Here is a 14268-nt window from a genome sequence, read left to right on the forward strand (position 1 = left end):
GTTACCCTTTGACCGAGCCAGCTGTCAGCCCGGACACCAGCCAGCGCTGGGTGACCATGAAGATGGCGGTGAGCGGAATCCCGGCCAGAATCGCCGTGGCGGCAAAGTCGCCCCACAGATAACGCTGGTTGAACAGGAACAACCGCGAGCCAATCGCCAGTGTCAGCTTTTGTTCGTCGTGCAACAGCACCGAGGCCACCGGGTATTCGATCATGCCGCCGAGGAACGCCAGCACGAACACCACCACCAGAATCGGCACCGCCATCGGCAGCAATACGTAAATGAAGGCCTGGAACGGGGTTGCGCCATCGACACGCGCGGCTTCCTCCAGCTCGTACGGCACCGAATCAAAGTAACCCTTGATCAGCCAGATGTGCTGCGCCACGCCGCCGGTATAAGCCAGCGCCAGACTCCAGTGGCTATCCACGCCCAGCCACGGCACGTAATCGCCAATGCGGTCGAACAGCGCGTAAATCGCCACCAGCGCCAGCACCGATGGGAACATTTGCAACAGCAACAAGCCGTTGAGCATGGCGCCTTTGCCACGGAACTTCATGCGGGCGAAGGCGTAGGCGCTGGTAATCGACAGCACCAGCGACACCGTGGCGCTGATAAATGCCACCTTCATCGAATTCCAGATCCACAACAGCACCGGGAAAGGCGGCTTGACCAGATTGCCGTCGGCGTCGGTATACGACATCCCCAGCGCCAGCTTCCAGTGCTCGAAGCTGATCGAGTGTGGAATCAATGAACCACCGGCAAAGTTACCGGGCCGCAATGAGATCGAAATGATCATCAGAAACGGAAAGATCGTTGCCGCAATAAACAGGATCAGCCCGACATGGCAGATCAGCTTGCGCCAGCGGCTGGATTTCTTGAGAACAATAGGCACAGCAAAACTCCTTGCTTGAGCGTGATCAGGCGTTCTGCCGGTTCACTTTGAACAGCCGCAGGTTAACCACCGCCAGGGTAGCCACGATCAGGAACACGATCGACGAGATCGCCGAGGCCAGTGCGTAGTTCTGGCCGGAATCCTGGAAGGCGATGCGATAGGTGTACGACACCAGCAAATCGGTCGCGCCAGCAGGTACTTGGGTATCGAGGAAATCCGGGCCACCGCTGGTCAACAGCGCAATCAGCGTCAGGTTGTTGAAGTTGAAAGCAAATGAGGCAATCAACAGCGGTGCAATCGGCCGCAGAATCAACGGCAACGTGATTCGGAAGAAGTTGGTGAACGGACCAGCACCGGCCAGCGCGGAGGCTTCGTAGAGTTCTTCCGGAATGGCTTTGATCAGGCCCATGCACAGAATCATCATGTACGGATAACCCAGCCAGGTGTTCACCAGCAGCACCATGGATTTGGCCAGCGTCGGGTCTGAAAACCAGCTTGGCCGCACACCGAGGATCATGTTGAGCACCAGGTTGATTTCACCGAGGTTCTCGTTGAACAAGCCCTTGAAAACTGGAATCGAAATAAAGGCAGGCACTGCGTACGGCAGGAACAACATCATGCGATAGGCGCCGCGGAACTCCAGCGCTTCCCAGTTCAGCATCACCGCCAGCACAATGCCAATGGCAAAGGTGGCCAGGGTATTCAGACTGGCAAAGGCGATGGTCCAGGTAAAGATGCGCAGAAAAGGCTCGTGAAACGCCGGATCTTTGAAAATGCGCCAATAGTTCTGCCACGCCACGTTAACGCGGAACCCAGGCTCCAGCTGCTGGCCGCTGGCGGTCTCAAAAAAGCCGCTGTGGATATTGGGCTTGAGTACGCCGCCGTGTTCGACATCGGTCAGCGAGCCATCGGCATTGAGCGTGTATGCCGGTTTGCTTTGGGCAAAGCGGCGCAAGCTGCTCTGGCGCAGTTCAGTGCCATCGGGCATCACCGCTACGACTTGTTTCAGGCCAGGTTGCAGCTTGAATAAATCCTTGAGGAGCACGGGCGCACCAAAGCCATCGGTAGCTGTGGTTTCGTGCAGCGGCACATGCTGCTCTTTGGTAGCGGTCAGCGGCGTGGCGTCAGAGATATAACCCTTGCCCGCGTCGTCACTGAAATACAGCTTGTATTGATCGCCCTTGCTGAACAGTTTCATGTTCATGCTGGCGTCACCGGTAATTCTTTTTTGCAGCAGCACATCAGTGGCGCGTGCTTGCGACAACAAATGCTGCGAGCTGTAATTGGTAAAGCTGATGCCCAGGGTATAGGCCACCGGCAAGGCAATGAATACGATTCCGGCCAGAATCCCCGGTACCACGTAGCGGTAGGCGTACATGCGCGGCGAGGTGTAAATGAATACGGCCAGCGCCAGCACCACAATCATTGCACCCGCATAAATCGGCTGATGCGCCTGGTAGAACAACGGAACCAGCGCAAAACCGGCCAGCAAACTGATAATGCCCAGCGCGGCCAGCACGTAGTGCATGTACGAACGTCTCATTGATATCTCTCACTGCTGAAAGTGGCGTGCTGCCCGGCAAGGCATGGGGACGATGCCGGGCAACACGTGTGGCTTGCTGTTACTTCTGCTCACCCTTCAGGCGCTTGGCAGCGCGATCCAGTGCCACAGCCGGGGTTTCGCGACCTTGGGTCACGTTTTCCAGCGCGGCTTTCATGGATGTCCAGAAACGTGGCATTTCCGGTGCGCTTGGCATTGGTGCGCCAGCGCGGGCTGCGGCCATCGTGCCTTCGATCAGCGGATCATTCTTCAGCTCGTTGTAGAACGCCTTGTTGGCTGGCACGCCCAACGGCACTGCGTCGTTCATGTCTTTCAGGCCTTCCTTGGACAACAGGTAGTTTTCCAGGAACTCGGTAGCGATTTCCTTGTTAGGGCTGGAACTGGCAACCATCGCGCCCAGCACGCCAACGAACGGAGCACCTGGCTTGCCGCCAATACCTGGAATCGGCGCTACGCCGAAGTTGATCTTGCTCTTCTTGAGGTTGTTCCACGCCCACGGGCCATTGATCATCATGGCGGTGCGGCCTTCGTTCATGGCTGCTTCTGCTTCAGCGTAGGACGCGGTTTTCGGCATGGCGCCGGAGGCGATCAGCTTCTGGATCATCTCCACACCTTGCAAGGCGCCCTTGTTGTTCACGCCAACGTCTTGCGAGTTGTAAGAGCCATCGGCGTTACGCTTGAACACGTAACCACCGTTAGCCGCCAGCAGCGCCCACGAGTAATACACCTCGGTGAAGTTCCACATGATGGCGTGCTTGCCCTGAGCGGACAGTTTTTTGTCCAGCGTCAGCACGTCGTCAAAGCTCTTGGGCGGTGTTGGCACCATATCCTTGTTGTACAACAAGGCCACGGCTTCGATCGACAGCGGATAGCCCCAAGTCTTGCCACCGATAGTCCAGGCTTTCCATGCCAGCGGATCAATACTGTCCACAATCTGTTTGGACGGCGCGACTGGCGAAATCAAACCGCCAGAAATCCAGTTACCGGCCGGGTCATGTGGCCAGATCCAGATATCCGGGCCTTTACCGGCGGCAGATGCCTGTTCGAACTTGGCGATGGCGTCTTCCGGATGTTCCACCTTCACCTGAATACCGGTTTCCTTGGTGAACTTCTCGCCGATTTTTGCGATACCGTCATAACCCTTGTCGCCGTTGATCCAGATCACCAGCTTGCCGGGTTCAGCGGCGTGTACCTGCATACTCAGCATCCCTGCAGCAACCAGAACACCCAGTCGCGCCAGCTGCCGAGCCAAAGTCTTGTGTACCATTTTTATCGATCCTCGTTATTTTAATGCCACCACATCAGTGATATCCCGGCATTGCCTCGACTGCCAGGGGTGCTGTCCCGGGGCGGTTGGCCCCGTGATTTCAAACTGCCAGCCGCCGGAACGCGCGGCCGTCTTCGCCAAACAAATGGGTTTTGCTTATCGGCGCACACAGGGTCAGCGGCTCATTGGCCTGAACCGGTGTACTGGCGTGCAGCCGCGCAATCAGCGGGACCGAAGTATCGCCATTCAGGTATGCATAAGTGCTTTCGCCCAGGCGCTCAACCCACTGGATTTCGCGAGTAAAGGTATTGAGGTCGCCCGCATGTGCGGCTTCCAGATGTTCTGGCCGAATGCCCAGTTGCACATTGGCACCGACAGTCAAACCCGCTGGTTCAACATGTGCAGTCAGGGTAAAGCCATCCTGGGTCAGCACTTGCACGCCATATTCGTTAATTGCCGAAACGGTGCCATGCAGGAAATTCATCTTCGGTGAACCAAGGAAACCGGCCACGAACAGACTATTGGGATGTTCGTACAGCTCCAGCGGAGAGCCGATCTGCGCCACGCTGCCAAATTTGGCCACGTCTGCGCCGGTGTGCAGCAGCACAATCTTGTCAGCCAGCGTCATGGCTTCGACCTGATCGTGCGTCACGTAAATGGTGCTGGCACGAGCGTATTGGCGATGCAGCCGGGCGATTTCCACGCGGGTTTGCGTGCGCAATGCGGCATCCAGATTGGATAACGGCTCGTCAAACAAGAAGACTTCCGGCTCGCGTACCAGCGCCCGGCCAATGGCCACCCGTTGGCGTTGCCCGCCAGACAAAGCGCGCGGTTTGCGTTCCAGAAAACGTTCAATCTGCAACATGTTGGCAATGCCGTTCACGCGCTCGGCAATCGCCGCTTTGGTCACGCCTGCCAGCCGCAAACCAAAACCCATGTTCTGGGCTACGGTCAGGTGCGGATACAGCGCGTAGCTCTGAAATACCATCGCCACGTTGCGCTCGGACGGCGCGAGTTCGTTGACGCGTTTACCACCGATGCGCATCTCGCCCGTGGTGATGGTTTCCAGCCCGGCGATCATGCGCAACAAAGTGGACTTGCCGCAGCCGCTGGGGCCAACGAACACGCAAAACTCGCCATCTGCAATTTCCAGCGACACGTCATTGATAGTGAGCGTGGCGTTGTCGAACGACTTGCAGACATTAATCAGGGAAACGCTGGCCACATGGCCTCCTTGTTGGGTTCAAACATCGTGGCGCAAAGCGGAGCAACCGCTATTTACTGCGCGATGTGATGCAATTTCTCAATTTCGAAAACCACTTCGTTCACGCCGCACAAGGCAACGCGCAGCAGCGCGGGTTGCTCCGGTTGCGGGGCCACTGCCAGCCGTTCACGTGCTGCAGGCTCCAGGAAAATGGCAGCGTCGCTTTGCGTGGGCAAAACATGCAAAGTCAGTTGCGGCTTGCGACCATTCGCGAAAAGATCATCAAGCGCGGTTTCCCACGTGGTCCCGTCGTAGAACTGATCGTTGATCAACACGCCATCGGCATAGAGCCGGGCTGCGTCACCGGCGTAGTCCAGTTGCAACAACCAGCGCGTTGTCGATTGCGTGGCGATTGAATCAGGCAATGCCAGTTGCCAGATGGCGGCGTGCTGGTAACTGGCATCGTCCGGCGCCAACGGCACCGGGCCACTGCGCCAGCTGATATGCGGGCCATAACGCAACGGCGGCATAGTTGCCGGGCGTTGCAAACTGACTTGCACGGCGATATCAGCGGGCTCGGCAATCTGTTGCTGGAATACGGCAAAGGCGTCTGTGGCAACGGCTTGCAGATCGTGACCGGGGAATACGGCAAGACTCACCGGGCCGGTTTGATCCCGATATACGCGCACGGTGTTGCCATCCTGCCAGCAGCCCTGCTCACTGATCACCAGGCGCTGTTGGTCATGCAACTGCACTACCGTGCTGCCCACGGCCTGACGCTGATCCAGCACGATCAAACGACATGCCGCACCGAGACTGTCGGTCAGCGTGATCACCACCGGTTCACCGTTCAGGCTTGGCCGCAAGAACACACAACCATCACGCGTCTGCAGCCACGACTGCGGGCAATCGATCTGCCGGATGGTTTGCGCGTCAAAACAGAATTCCGGCGCAATGCCTTCCACCGAAAAATACACATAACAAGGCACGGTTTCGTGCGACAGCCTGGTCAGTGGCTGGGCCGTGGCATAGCGCAGCAACGCGCCACCCAGACGTTGCAGCACGGGCCAGATCAGCGCCGTACCGGACGGAATGGTGATGGGCTGTTCGGGCACCAGCACGGCGGTATCGCCTATCTGCAGCTGTAACTGGGTAGCGGCAAAGTCCGGCAGCGGATGATGGCGTACATGATTATTGATAAATACAAAGCCGCCCTGCTCGTCGCCGCGTGCGCAGACGCGCAGTTGCGTAGCGTCGGATGGATCGGCTGGCGCGCCGTCGGCCAGTGTGGCTGGCAAGCGTGCCAGTTGCGCGCCATATGCCGCGACAAACTGGTGCAGCATACCCAAGTGGCCAAACGAGGGCCGAATCTGCCCATACTGACCCAGCGGCGCGTGAAAGTCGTAACCCAGCAGCGGCACGTCATTCGGGTAGCCAGTATCCTGGGTTTCATTCAGATAACCCGCGGCGCCAACCGGGTTGGTGCCGCCGTGATACATGTAATAACCGTACAGATTGGCGCCAGAGCCAATTTGCGTCAGCGCGGTCGCGTAGACATCTTGGGTGCTGATCACTGGTCGGCGGTGATAAGACATATGCATGCCACCGCCGGCTTCTGCCAGAAAGAACGGGTAATGCTGCGGGTCAATCTGCCCGGCTGCCGGCGTGCCGCCGACGTTACCCATTTCACCAATCACCCGGCTGGTGTTAAACAAAAACACGCCGGATGCTGGCAGCGGCTCGCTACTGCCCTGCCAGAAACCATCAGCATAGGCACCCGATAACGGCACCACTTCGCGCGCCGGGATATCCAGTGTCGGCCAGCCGGTAACGGTATACAGCGGTACTTTGAGGCCGCTGGCGATAGCGATCCGTTTCAGTTCGGCAATGTGCTCGGCGCCGCAGGAAGGGCCAACACGGTCGTATTCGTTTTCAATCTGCACGGCCATCACCGGGCCGCCGTCTTGCCACATCAAACCCGCCACTTGCTCGCCGATGGCGCCGTACAGGCGTTCAACATGAGCCAGATAAGCTGGCGCGTTGGTACGCAAGTCGGTCGCTGGCAAAGTGTTGATCAGCCAGTCCGGAAAGCCACCGTAGCGCGCTTCGCCATGCACCCACGGCCCGACACGCAGCGAGAACAACATGCCCAGCTCCCCAACCAGTTGCACAAAGTGGCGCAGGTCTTTGTTGTCCGACCAGTCAAACTGGCCAGGCTGGGCCTCATGGTGATTCCAGAATACATACGACGCCACAATCTGGATGCCACCGGCACGCATCTTGCGCAGTTCGGTTGCCCATTGCGCCCGTGGAAAGCGCGAGTAATGAAACTCGCCCATCACCGGCAGCCACGGCTGATCGTCGCGGACCAGGTAGCGACTATTGATGGCGAGCGAGCCCTGAGGACCGGTGTGCCAGTCTTGCCGCAAAAAGCCGATCTCGGGCGCTGCAGCCTGCGCCGCCAAAGTCAGCTTGACCTGATTGTGTGGCCGGAAAGTCACTGGTGCCATCTTCCTGTTGTGTAGTTTTATTTTTCCTGCTTCATGCAGCCACCCGTCCAACAAGCCATTTTGCTGGCCTGCAGCAATATTCGAGATGCCACACCAAAAATTTAAACGCTTAAATTTGTAGTTAAACGTTTTACCTACTTTCAATTTCTCAGCATGGGCATGTTGTCGCAATAAGGCCTTACCCTCATATTCACAAAAATCGTGCGGCGACCCTGACAAATTGCACCACATTGGCCTGTGGCATGGCAAAACAGACATGTATCGCAATACATACAATGCGACAACTGAGGCAAAGACGAGCAGCCGGAGGCAAATTGACAAGGATGTTGTACTCTGATTTGATAGATTAATCGTTTAATCAATGATGATTTACTAATGCTGTGGGCTTGGGCATCTGCCGGACACAGCCAGTCACCGGTCAGGGAACAGGCTCACATCACCTATGGCAACACTGGCAGAAATCGCCCGGCGGGCAGGCGTTACCACCGCAACCGTCTCCAATGTCTTGCGCGGCCGCGGCAAAGTGGGCGAAGACACGCGACGGCGAGTATTGGCGCTGGCCGAGGAAGTAGGTTATCGACCCAACCTGAACGCCCGTGCCCTGGTTGAAGGCCGCCCGTTGACGCTGGCCCTGGTGGTCTCCAGCATTGCCAACCCGTTTTATCCGGAATTCGCTTTGGCCGCCGAACAGGCTGCGCGCAAGCAGGGTTACTTTCTGATTGTGTGCAACACCAATGACGATGCGGAACTGGAGCGCGCTTATCTGGACCAGGTCGGAGGCTCACTGGCGCACGGCGTGCTGGTGATGAATGCGGATTTTGTGGAACAGGATGTGTTGCTGGCGGCCGAACGTCGCGGCACGCCTGTGGTGCTGTGCATGTGGGAGCGACCCGAGCAGCCGCCCGCCCTGCCCTCGATTGCCGTCGATTTTTACCGTGCTGGCGAAATCGCTGCTGAACACCTGCTGGCGCTAGGCCACCGCCAGGTGGGCGCAGTCGTAGGCAGCGAACGCAACGGTAACCATATCTGGCGTTATCGTGGTTTTGCCGACGCCATCGCCCGCGCCGGAATCGATAACTTGGCTGAAAACACCTGTTTTGGCCACGACACCATTGAAGCCGGGCATGACGCCGCGCGCCAGTTATTGTCCAGCTCGTCGCGACCGACTGCCATTTTTGTTTCCAACGACCTGCCCGCCATTGGCGTACTGCAAATGGCGGCGGATATGGGCGTACGCGTGCCGGATGACTTGTCGGTGATCGGCATTACCGATATCAACCTGGCGCATCAGATCCGTCCCGCCTTGAGTACCGTAGCGGTGCCCACGCAAGAAGCCGCAGAGATGGCGGTCAACCTGCTGCTAAGCCTGATCAAAGGCAAACCCGGTGACGGCGCCCGCCCCATGCTGGTGACATCTAAACCGACCTTGGTGGCACGCACCTCCACCGGGCCGGTGCCAGACAAAACCTAGCGCAGACTGCTACTGCTCACCGTCCGCCAGATCAGGTCAGAAATCCCAGATTGCGCGTGCTGTAGTTGGCAATGTTTGGCACTACCAGTGGCATATCGCTATCGCTCACGCCCATCCATGTAGCCAGCGTAGCGGCCAGTTGGTCAACTGCCGTTGTGGGCAGCAGGCGGCCTTGACCGACGTCGTCCGGGCCATTCACTGCCACAGCGGGCAAGGTGCCATAAAAATCACCGCCTTTGACCGCGCCGCCCAGCACAAAGTGATAGCTGCCCCAACCATGATCCGAACCGTCGCCGTTGGATGACAAGGTCCGGCCAAAATCAGAGGCGGTAAATGCAGTCACTTTGTCGGCAACGCCCAGCTCCACGGTCGCGTTGTAAAAACTGTTCAAGGCGTTGGCTACCGTGGTCAACAGACCGGGATGCAGGTTAACCAGGTTGCTATGCAGGTCAAACCCGCCGACTGATACAAAAAACACTTGCCGGCTGGCGCCCAGGGCCGAGCGTGCGGCGATCAGTTCGGCCACCATTTTCAACTGGTTTGCCAGCCCGTTGGAGCTATCAAACGAGGTGGTCAAACTCACGCCGGATAGCGCGCCGGACAAGGTGCCCTGCGCGGCAATGGCTCGGCTGACAATGCGGTTTTGCTCTAACTCAATCAAATGACTGCGCGGCGCGGTAATCAGGCTTTGCAAGGCGGCACTACATGCGGTGGAACCAAACAGCGGTTTTTTGATGCCATTGACGGGCGCTGCGCCAGAGGGCGACATCTGGTATTGCACTGCCTGCTTGCCAGACATGAACACCGCGTTGCCGGAAACGTTGATACAGGTAAAGGTCGACGTGCTGTTGCTGTTCAGGAACAAATCGCCAATGCGCCCGCCCCAGCCACTGGTGGCCCCTTCCGGCAGCGATGACTGCCACACGCTTTGTTGATCATTATGCGAAAACAATTTTGGCGGCAAACGGGCGGTGCCCGCCTTGTATTGGGCCAGCGTCACCGGCTGCACCAGCGTGCCAATATTGAGCATGACACCCAATTTGCCTGCATCAAACAGGGGTTTAAGTGGTGCAAGCGTTGGGGCCAAAGCCATTTGCCGACCGCCAGGCAAGGGCGTAACCGGCGTCAATGCAGTTGCCGCCAGTTGGGTGCGGTCAATCGCCAAGGTCTGGCGGATGCTCTGGTAAGCGGTATAGCTGGCCTGATCATAGGGGATCAGGGTGTTGCCGTAATCATTGCCGCCGTACAGAAACACACAGACCAGCGCGCGGTAATCGCCCGGAGTGGTGGCCGCAGCAGCTTCGCCTATCGCCGCCAGGTTGAGCGCCCACGGCGTAGCCATTCCGGCCAGACCCAAGGCAGAGGTGCGGCGCAGAAATTCCCGGCGGGTAATTTGATCAAGCTTGGACATGACTGAGCTCACTTCTGCACAAGGTATTCGGGGCACACCATCACCAGCAAAATGGCCGCCTGCACCCGAGCCAACTGGCCCGCGCTGGTGCTCGTTGAAATGCTGGACACGGCTGTGGTGATAGTGGCAACGGTGTCGGCGCTCAAGCCGTTGCAGGCCAGTAGCAGGGCATAGCGCTGGACAAGGGCATTGGCATCGACGGCCAGCAACAGCTCGGCGCTATAGCCAGGCACCACATCCGCGACACCTTTGGTCACGGCGTTCTGCATAAAATTGATATACCCGACCACCGTCGATTCGTTAGTGATCTGCAGTTCCGGACTGGTGAGATTGAGTGTTCCCAACTGGCTATCTGGCGGCACGTAACCGGGGCGGAAAAAATTGAAGACGGACGGTGAGCGCAATGGGCTCATGCCCAATTTGCTGGCGGGGTCAGACAGATCACCAATACCCCATTTGCCGGTAGCGGTGGTGGCATTGAACGTCCGTGCCCATTGCACAAAGCGAATGACCGGCTCGCGCAATTTGCCACTAGTGGTGTGGGCCGGATCAGGCGTGGCGCGGGCCTCGGTATCGAGCAAGATGGCTTTGATGACCGCTTTCAGATCCCCACGCACGCCTGCGCCGTTGTTGGCAAATACCGTCGCCACACGCTGGATATAAGCCGGGCTGGGGTTGCTGCAAACCAGCCGCTGAATCAGCTGGCGACTGATAAACGGGGCGGTATTCTGGTGGCTGGCCAGTGCGTCGAGCACTTGTCCCATGGCTGTGGCAGCGTCAGTTCCCGCTGCGATGTTGATACCCAATAGCGACTTGGCGGTACTGTCATGGCGGCTGGCCGTATTGACCATGGGCGTGCGCACGAAAGCCGGATCAAGGTTATTGGCGCCACTGGCATCCCACCCGGTAAAGACGCTGGCCAGCGTGGTGATGGTGGTCTGGTCATAAGTCGGAATCGGCTGGCCCTGGCCGTCCAGTTGCAAGCTGCCATCCGGATTAAGCAGATACAAGCCAATCGACATCAACTGCATGACTTCGCGGGCGAAATTCTCATCCGGTTGCCTGCCAGTTGCAGGATTCCCCTTCTGATTGCCACGCATATTCAGATAACTGCCCATGCCGACGCTGAGCGCCACCGCCTGCAACAACTGGCGATATGTGCCGAATGCGTTGGCTTCAAGCAGGTCGACGTAGGCCGCGACCGTGAATTGCGGCCACGCAATCGGCAACCCGATTAACGACACCACAAATATTTCGGAATACGCCAAGACCATGCGCTGGCGCAGCACATCCGGCGAGCTGATGAGTTTGTGCCACAGGCTGTTGTCGATGCCGCCGCTCGAATAAAGATTAGCGACCACGTTATAGCCATTGGCCACCATCCAGTCGTAATGCCCCTGGCTGGTTGGCAAGGCCATTTGCGCATCGAGCCAGGCGCTTGTTCCTTGCGTCCGTACCTGGCTGAGCAGATCGTCGGACGCACCAAAACCCGCCTGGCTGAGCAAACGGGAGGCATCTGCACTGGTAACAGGCGCAGCCGAGGGAGTCGGGGTAGCAGCAACAGTGTCCGAACTACCGCCACCGCCGCCTCCGCAAGCACTCAACAAAGCAGCACCCGCGGCCAGGGCCATCGCCGCTAGCGGATCAAACCCGGCATGGTCGACATCAGTTTCGACGCCTGGTGAGGCATCTTCTTGCAAAATGGACATTTAACCCTCGACAGACGCGAATGATTCCAGGCGGCAATTCGTGCCTGCGCATCATAGGTTTGAAGGGGTAAATGCATTGCGCGGGTTCGCCCATCGGTTGTTTCTGGCAGACCAAAAACAAAAACCCGTATCCGGCTCACCACACCAGCATGGCGATGCTGTCGGCGGGTCGTTCAGGTTCATGAGCGCAGAGTGCGGAAGATTGCGATATAGATCCGCCGAGAAACCATGCGGGCAAGACAGCCAACACTTTCGGCAAATGGCATTAGCACGTCTCTGGATGGACGCGAAGTGGCAGTGCATCCGCAAGCCGACCGACTGTGGCAAGTCCAGGCCGCGCTACAGCCATACATATCACGAACTAGCGCGCAGGGCCGACCACGCGGCTGACTCAGGCCCTGAGCGTTGGCCGATTACTCAGCCAACCGGGCCGCAGCATCAAGTAACTCTTCCGGGGTAAAACCGGAGGCGGCGACTTTGGCCAGTATCTGCTCACGGGCCTCACGCTTGCGGCGCAACAGGTCAATACGCGACGACAATTCTGCTTCATGGGCCTTTTTACGGGCCAGCAAGGTATCGCCACCTTCTTGCTGCGCGCGTTCTGTCGCCTGAGCTGCTGGCTCGTTGGAAGACGGTGCTGAATCGCCAAACAGTCTGGCCAGTGCAATACGCGCTTCAGCTGCGGCACGCGGATCGGGGGAATGGGATTTATCTTTCATTTGCTCTTTTGCGGATCAGCAATGGCGCGGGGTTGGTGATTGATTCAATGCATATACAAGAGATATACAATTCAAATACATCAATCGGCCACACAAGCCATATTGTCAAACGGAACTACGTCGAGGATAGAACCAGTTCATTCAAAATATCGGTGCGGCGATATGGATATCAAGTGAGCAAATCACTTGTAATTACAGATATGTGACCGAAATCGCCAAAATATTGCCAACAACAGGGCAGCCGTGTTGTTGCGGCGTTAAAAGCGCATCACTGAACGATCAAGTGCGTCGACATCAAGATATAAACCGGCTCGTTCTAGTATTCCGCTGTGTAATCACAAATGTGCGGAGGGTGAACCTGAGATCATCCTACCACGTGTCATATTTCCTTACACGCTTGGTTCGTACGCGCCGGGCATGAATATATCGTTCAATGCCGCAGCAGCTTCTAACCAAGCGCAAACTCATGCCTCCAGCCGTGCATCCATGGTGATTTTTGCATTTAACAATTTACTCACCGGGCAACCTGCCTTGGCAGCATTGGCGGCCTTTTCAAAGGCCTCCTGACTCGCGCCAGGTATCTTGACTACTACATCCAGATGCACTGCAGTGATGGTAAAACCGCTGTCATCTTTATCCAGCGTCACTGTTGCTTTGGTGGCGATGCTGTCGGCTACCATGCCAGCCTCGCCTAATTGCAACGACAACGCCATCGAGAAACATCCTGCATGCGCGGCGCCAATCAGTTCTTCCGGATTCGTGCCAGGGCCACCTTCAAAGCGCGCCTTGAAACCGTAGGGTGCATCATTGAGCACGCCACTTTGAGTGGATATCGATCCAATGCCATCTTTGATTGCGCCTTGCCACTTCGCGGAACCGCTCTTTTGCATGATGCTTCTCCAGGATGGTTGCAGCAGTCGTACTGTGACGGTGTAGAGGCGATTGAGTTCACCATGCAATGAAGATAGCTTGGCCGGTTGAGTCAAAATCAGACAAGCACTGACACGCATGCACAAAAAAACCGCCCAAAGGCGGCTTTTTCTGGCGCTCGGCAGAAATGCTTAGTGCATTTTGACCACAGTACCCTTGAGCGCAACGCCCGCAATCAAGCCACCTGCATGGCATTCGTACTGGGTTGCGCTTTTGAATTCTTCCTTTTTGTAATAACTGCTGATCCCGACCACAGCGTTGCCGCCTTCGGTTTTGGCGCGGTCGCGCAGTTCGATCAACGCCGACAACATGACCCAACGGCAAGCCTCTTCATCCGTCTTGTTAAATGCGTTGGTCTTTTTGTTGGTGACAAATTCACCCAGATTTTGCTTGGGTACTGCTTTTTGGTCGGCAAAGAAGAACTTCACATCCGAACCGACCTTGTCAGCGAAATCCGGGCTATTGAGCACATCCTGAATCGGCAGTTTGTATTCGGTATCGCGGGCTTGCGCGACTTGAGACAGGCAGGCAATAACCAATACGGCGAGAGCGGCTTTTTTGAACATTTTTCCCCCGGGTCAATCCAGACAAATT

11 protein-coding genes are annotated in these 14268 nt (G+C 57.3%); 1 reads left to right on the plus strand and 10 read right to left on the minus strand.

Annotated elements, in window-relative coordinates:
• Position 1: 1 nt before the first annotated feature.
• The 5 genes from malG to N7220_RS06500 form a co-directional block, all read right to left on the minus strand.
• On the minus strand, positions 2 to 892 hold the full coding sequence (gene malG, locus N7220_RS06480; RefSeq protein ID WP_283150644.1) for a maltose ABC transporter permease MalG: 891 nt from the start codon (positions 890 to 892) through the stop codon (positions 2 to 4).
• Between the two features lie 25 nt (positions 893 to 917).
• Positions 918 to 2435 (minus strand): maltose ABC transporter permease MalF, encoded by a 1518-nt coding sequence (malF, locus tag N7220_RS06485; RefSeq protein WP_283150645.1) that lies wholly within the window; start codon positions 2433 to 2435, stop codon positions 918 to 920.
• A gap of 79 nt (positions 2436 to 2514) precedes the next feature.
• Positions 2515 to 3720, minus strand: coding sequence for a maltose/maltodextrin ABC transporter substrate-binding protein MalE (gene malE, locus N7220_RS06490; protein WP_283150646.1), 1206 nt, complete (start codon positions 3718 to 3720; stop codon positions 2515 to 2517).
• 100 nt (positions 3721 to 3820) lie between these two features.
• On the minus strand, positions 3821 to 4945 hold the full coding sequence (locus tag N7220_RS06495; RefSeq protein WP_283150647.1) for an ABC transporter ATP-binding protein: 1125 nt from the start codon (positions 4943 to 4945) through the stop codon (positions 3821 to 3823).
• A gap of 53 nt (positions 4946 to 4998) precedes the next feature.
• Complete coding sequence (locus N7220_RS06500) at positions 4999 to 7425, minus strand: beta-galactosidase (RefSeq protein WP_283150648.1); 2427 nt, start codon at positions 7423 to 7425, stop codon at positions 4999 to 5001.
• Between the two features lie 451 nt (positions 7426 to 7876).
• On the opposite strand from N7220_RS06500, the gene N7220_RS06505 reads away from it, so the two are divergent.
• The gene (locus N7220_RS06505) at positions 7877 to 8905 is read left to right on the plus strand and encodes a LacI family DNA-binding transcriptional regulator (RefSeq protein ID WP_283150649.1); all 1029 of its coding nucleotides are present in this window, start codon (positions 7877 to 7879) and stop codon (positions 8903 to 8905) included.
• Between the two features lie 31 nt (positions 8906 to 8936).
• Here the strand turns inward: N7220_RS06505 and N7220_RS06510 are convergent, their stop codons facing one another.
• From N7220_RS06510 to N7220_RS06530, 5 genes are all read right to left on the minus strand, one after another.
• Positions 8937 to 10316, minus strand: coding sequence for a DUF1501 domain-containing protein (locus N7220_RS06510; protein WP_283150650.1), 1380 nt, complete (start codon positions 10314 to 10316; stop codon positions 8937 to 8939).
• Between the two features lie 8 nt (positions 10317 to 10324).
• A complete protein-coding gene (locus N7220_RS06515) occupies positions 10325 to 12025 on the minus strand; it encodes a DUF1800 domain-containing protein (RefSeq protein ID WP_283150651.1) in 1701 nt (566 codons plus the stop codon).
• 413 nt (positions 12026 to 12438) lie between these two features.
• Positions 12439 to 12744: a hypothetical protein gene (locus N7220_RS06520; protein ID WP_283150652.1), complete on the minus strand. Its 306-nt coding sequence runs from the start codon at positions 12742 to 12744 to the stop codon at positions 12439 to 12441.
• 464 nt (positions 12745 to 13208) lie between these two features.
• Entirely contained in the window at positions 13209 to 13634 is a 426-nt protein-coding gene (locus tag N7220_RS06525; RefSeq protein WP_283150653.1) for an OsmC family protein, read from the minus strand.
• Positions 13635 to 13805: 171 nt separating this feature from the next.
• A complete protein-coding gene (locus tag N7220_RS06530) occupies positions 13806 to 14240 on the minus strand; it encodes an excinuclease ATPase subunit (RefSeq protein ID WP_283150654.1) in 435 nt (144 codons plus the stop codon).
• Positions 14241 to 14268: the final 28 nt, after the last annotated feature.

It is taken from the genome of Silvimonas soli, from assembly GCF_030035605.1.
In the GTDB taxonomy this organism is placed as follows: Bacteria; Pseudomonadota; Gammaproteobacteria; order Burkholderiales; family Chitinibacteraceae; genus Silvimonas; species Silvimonas soli.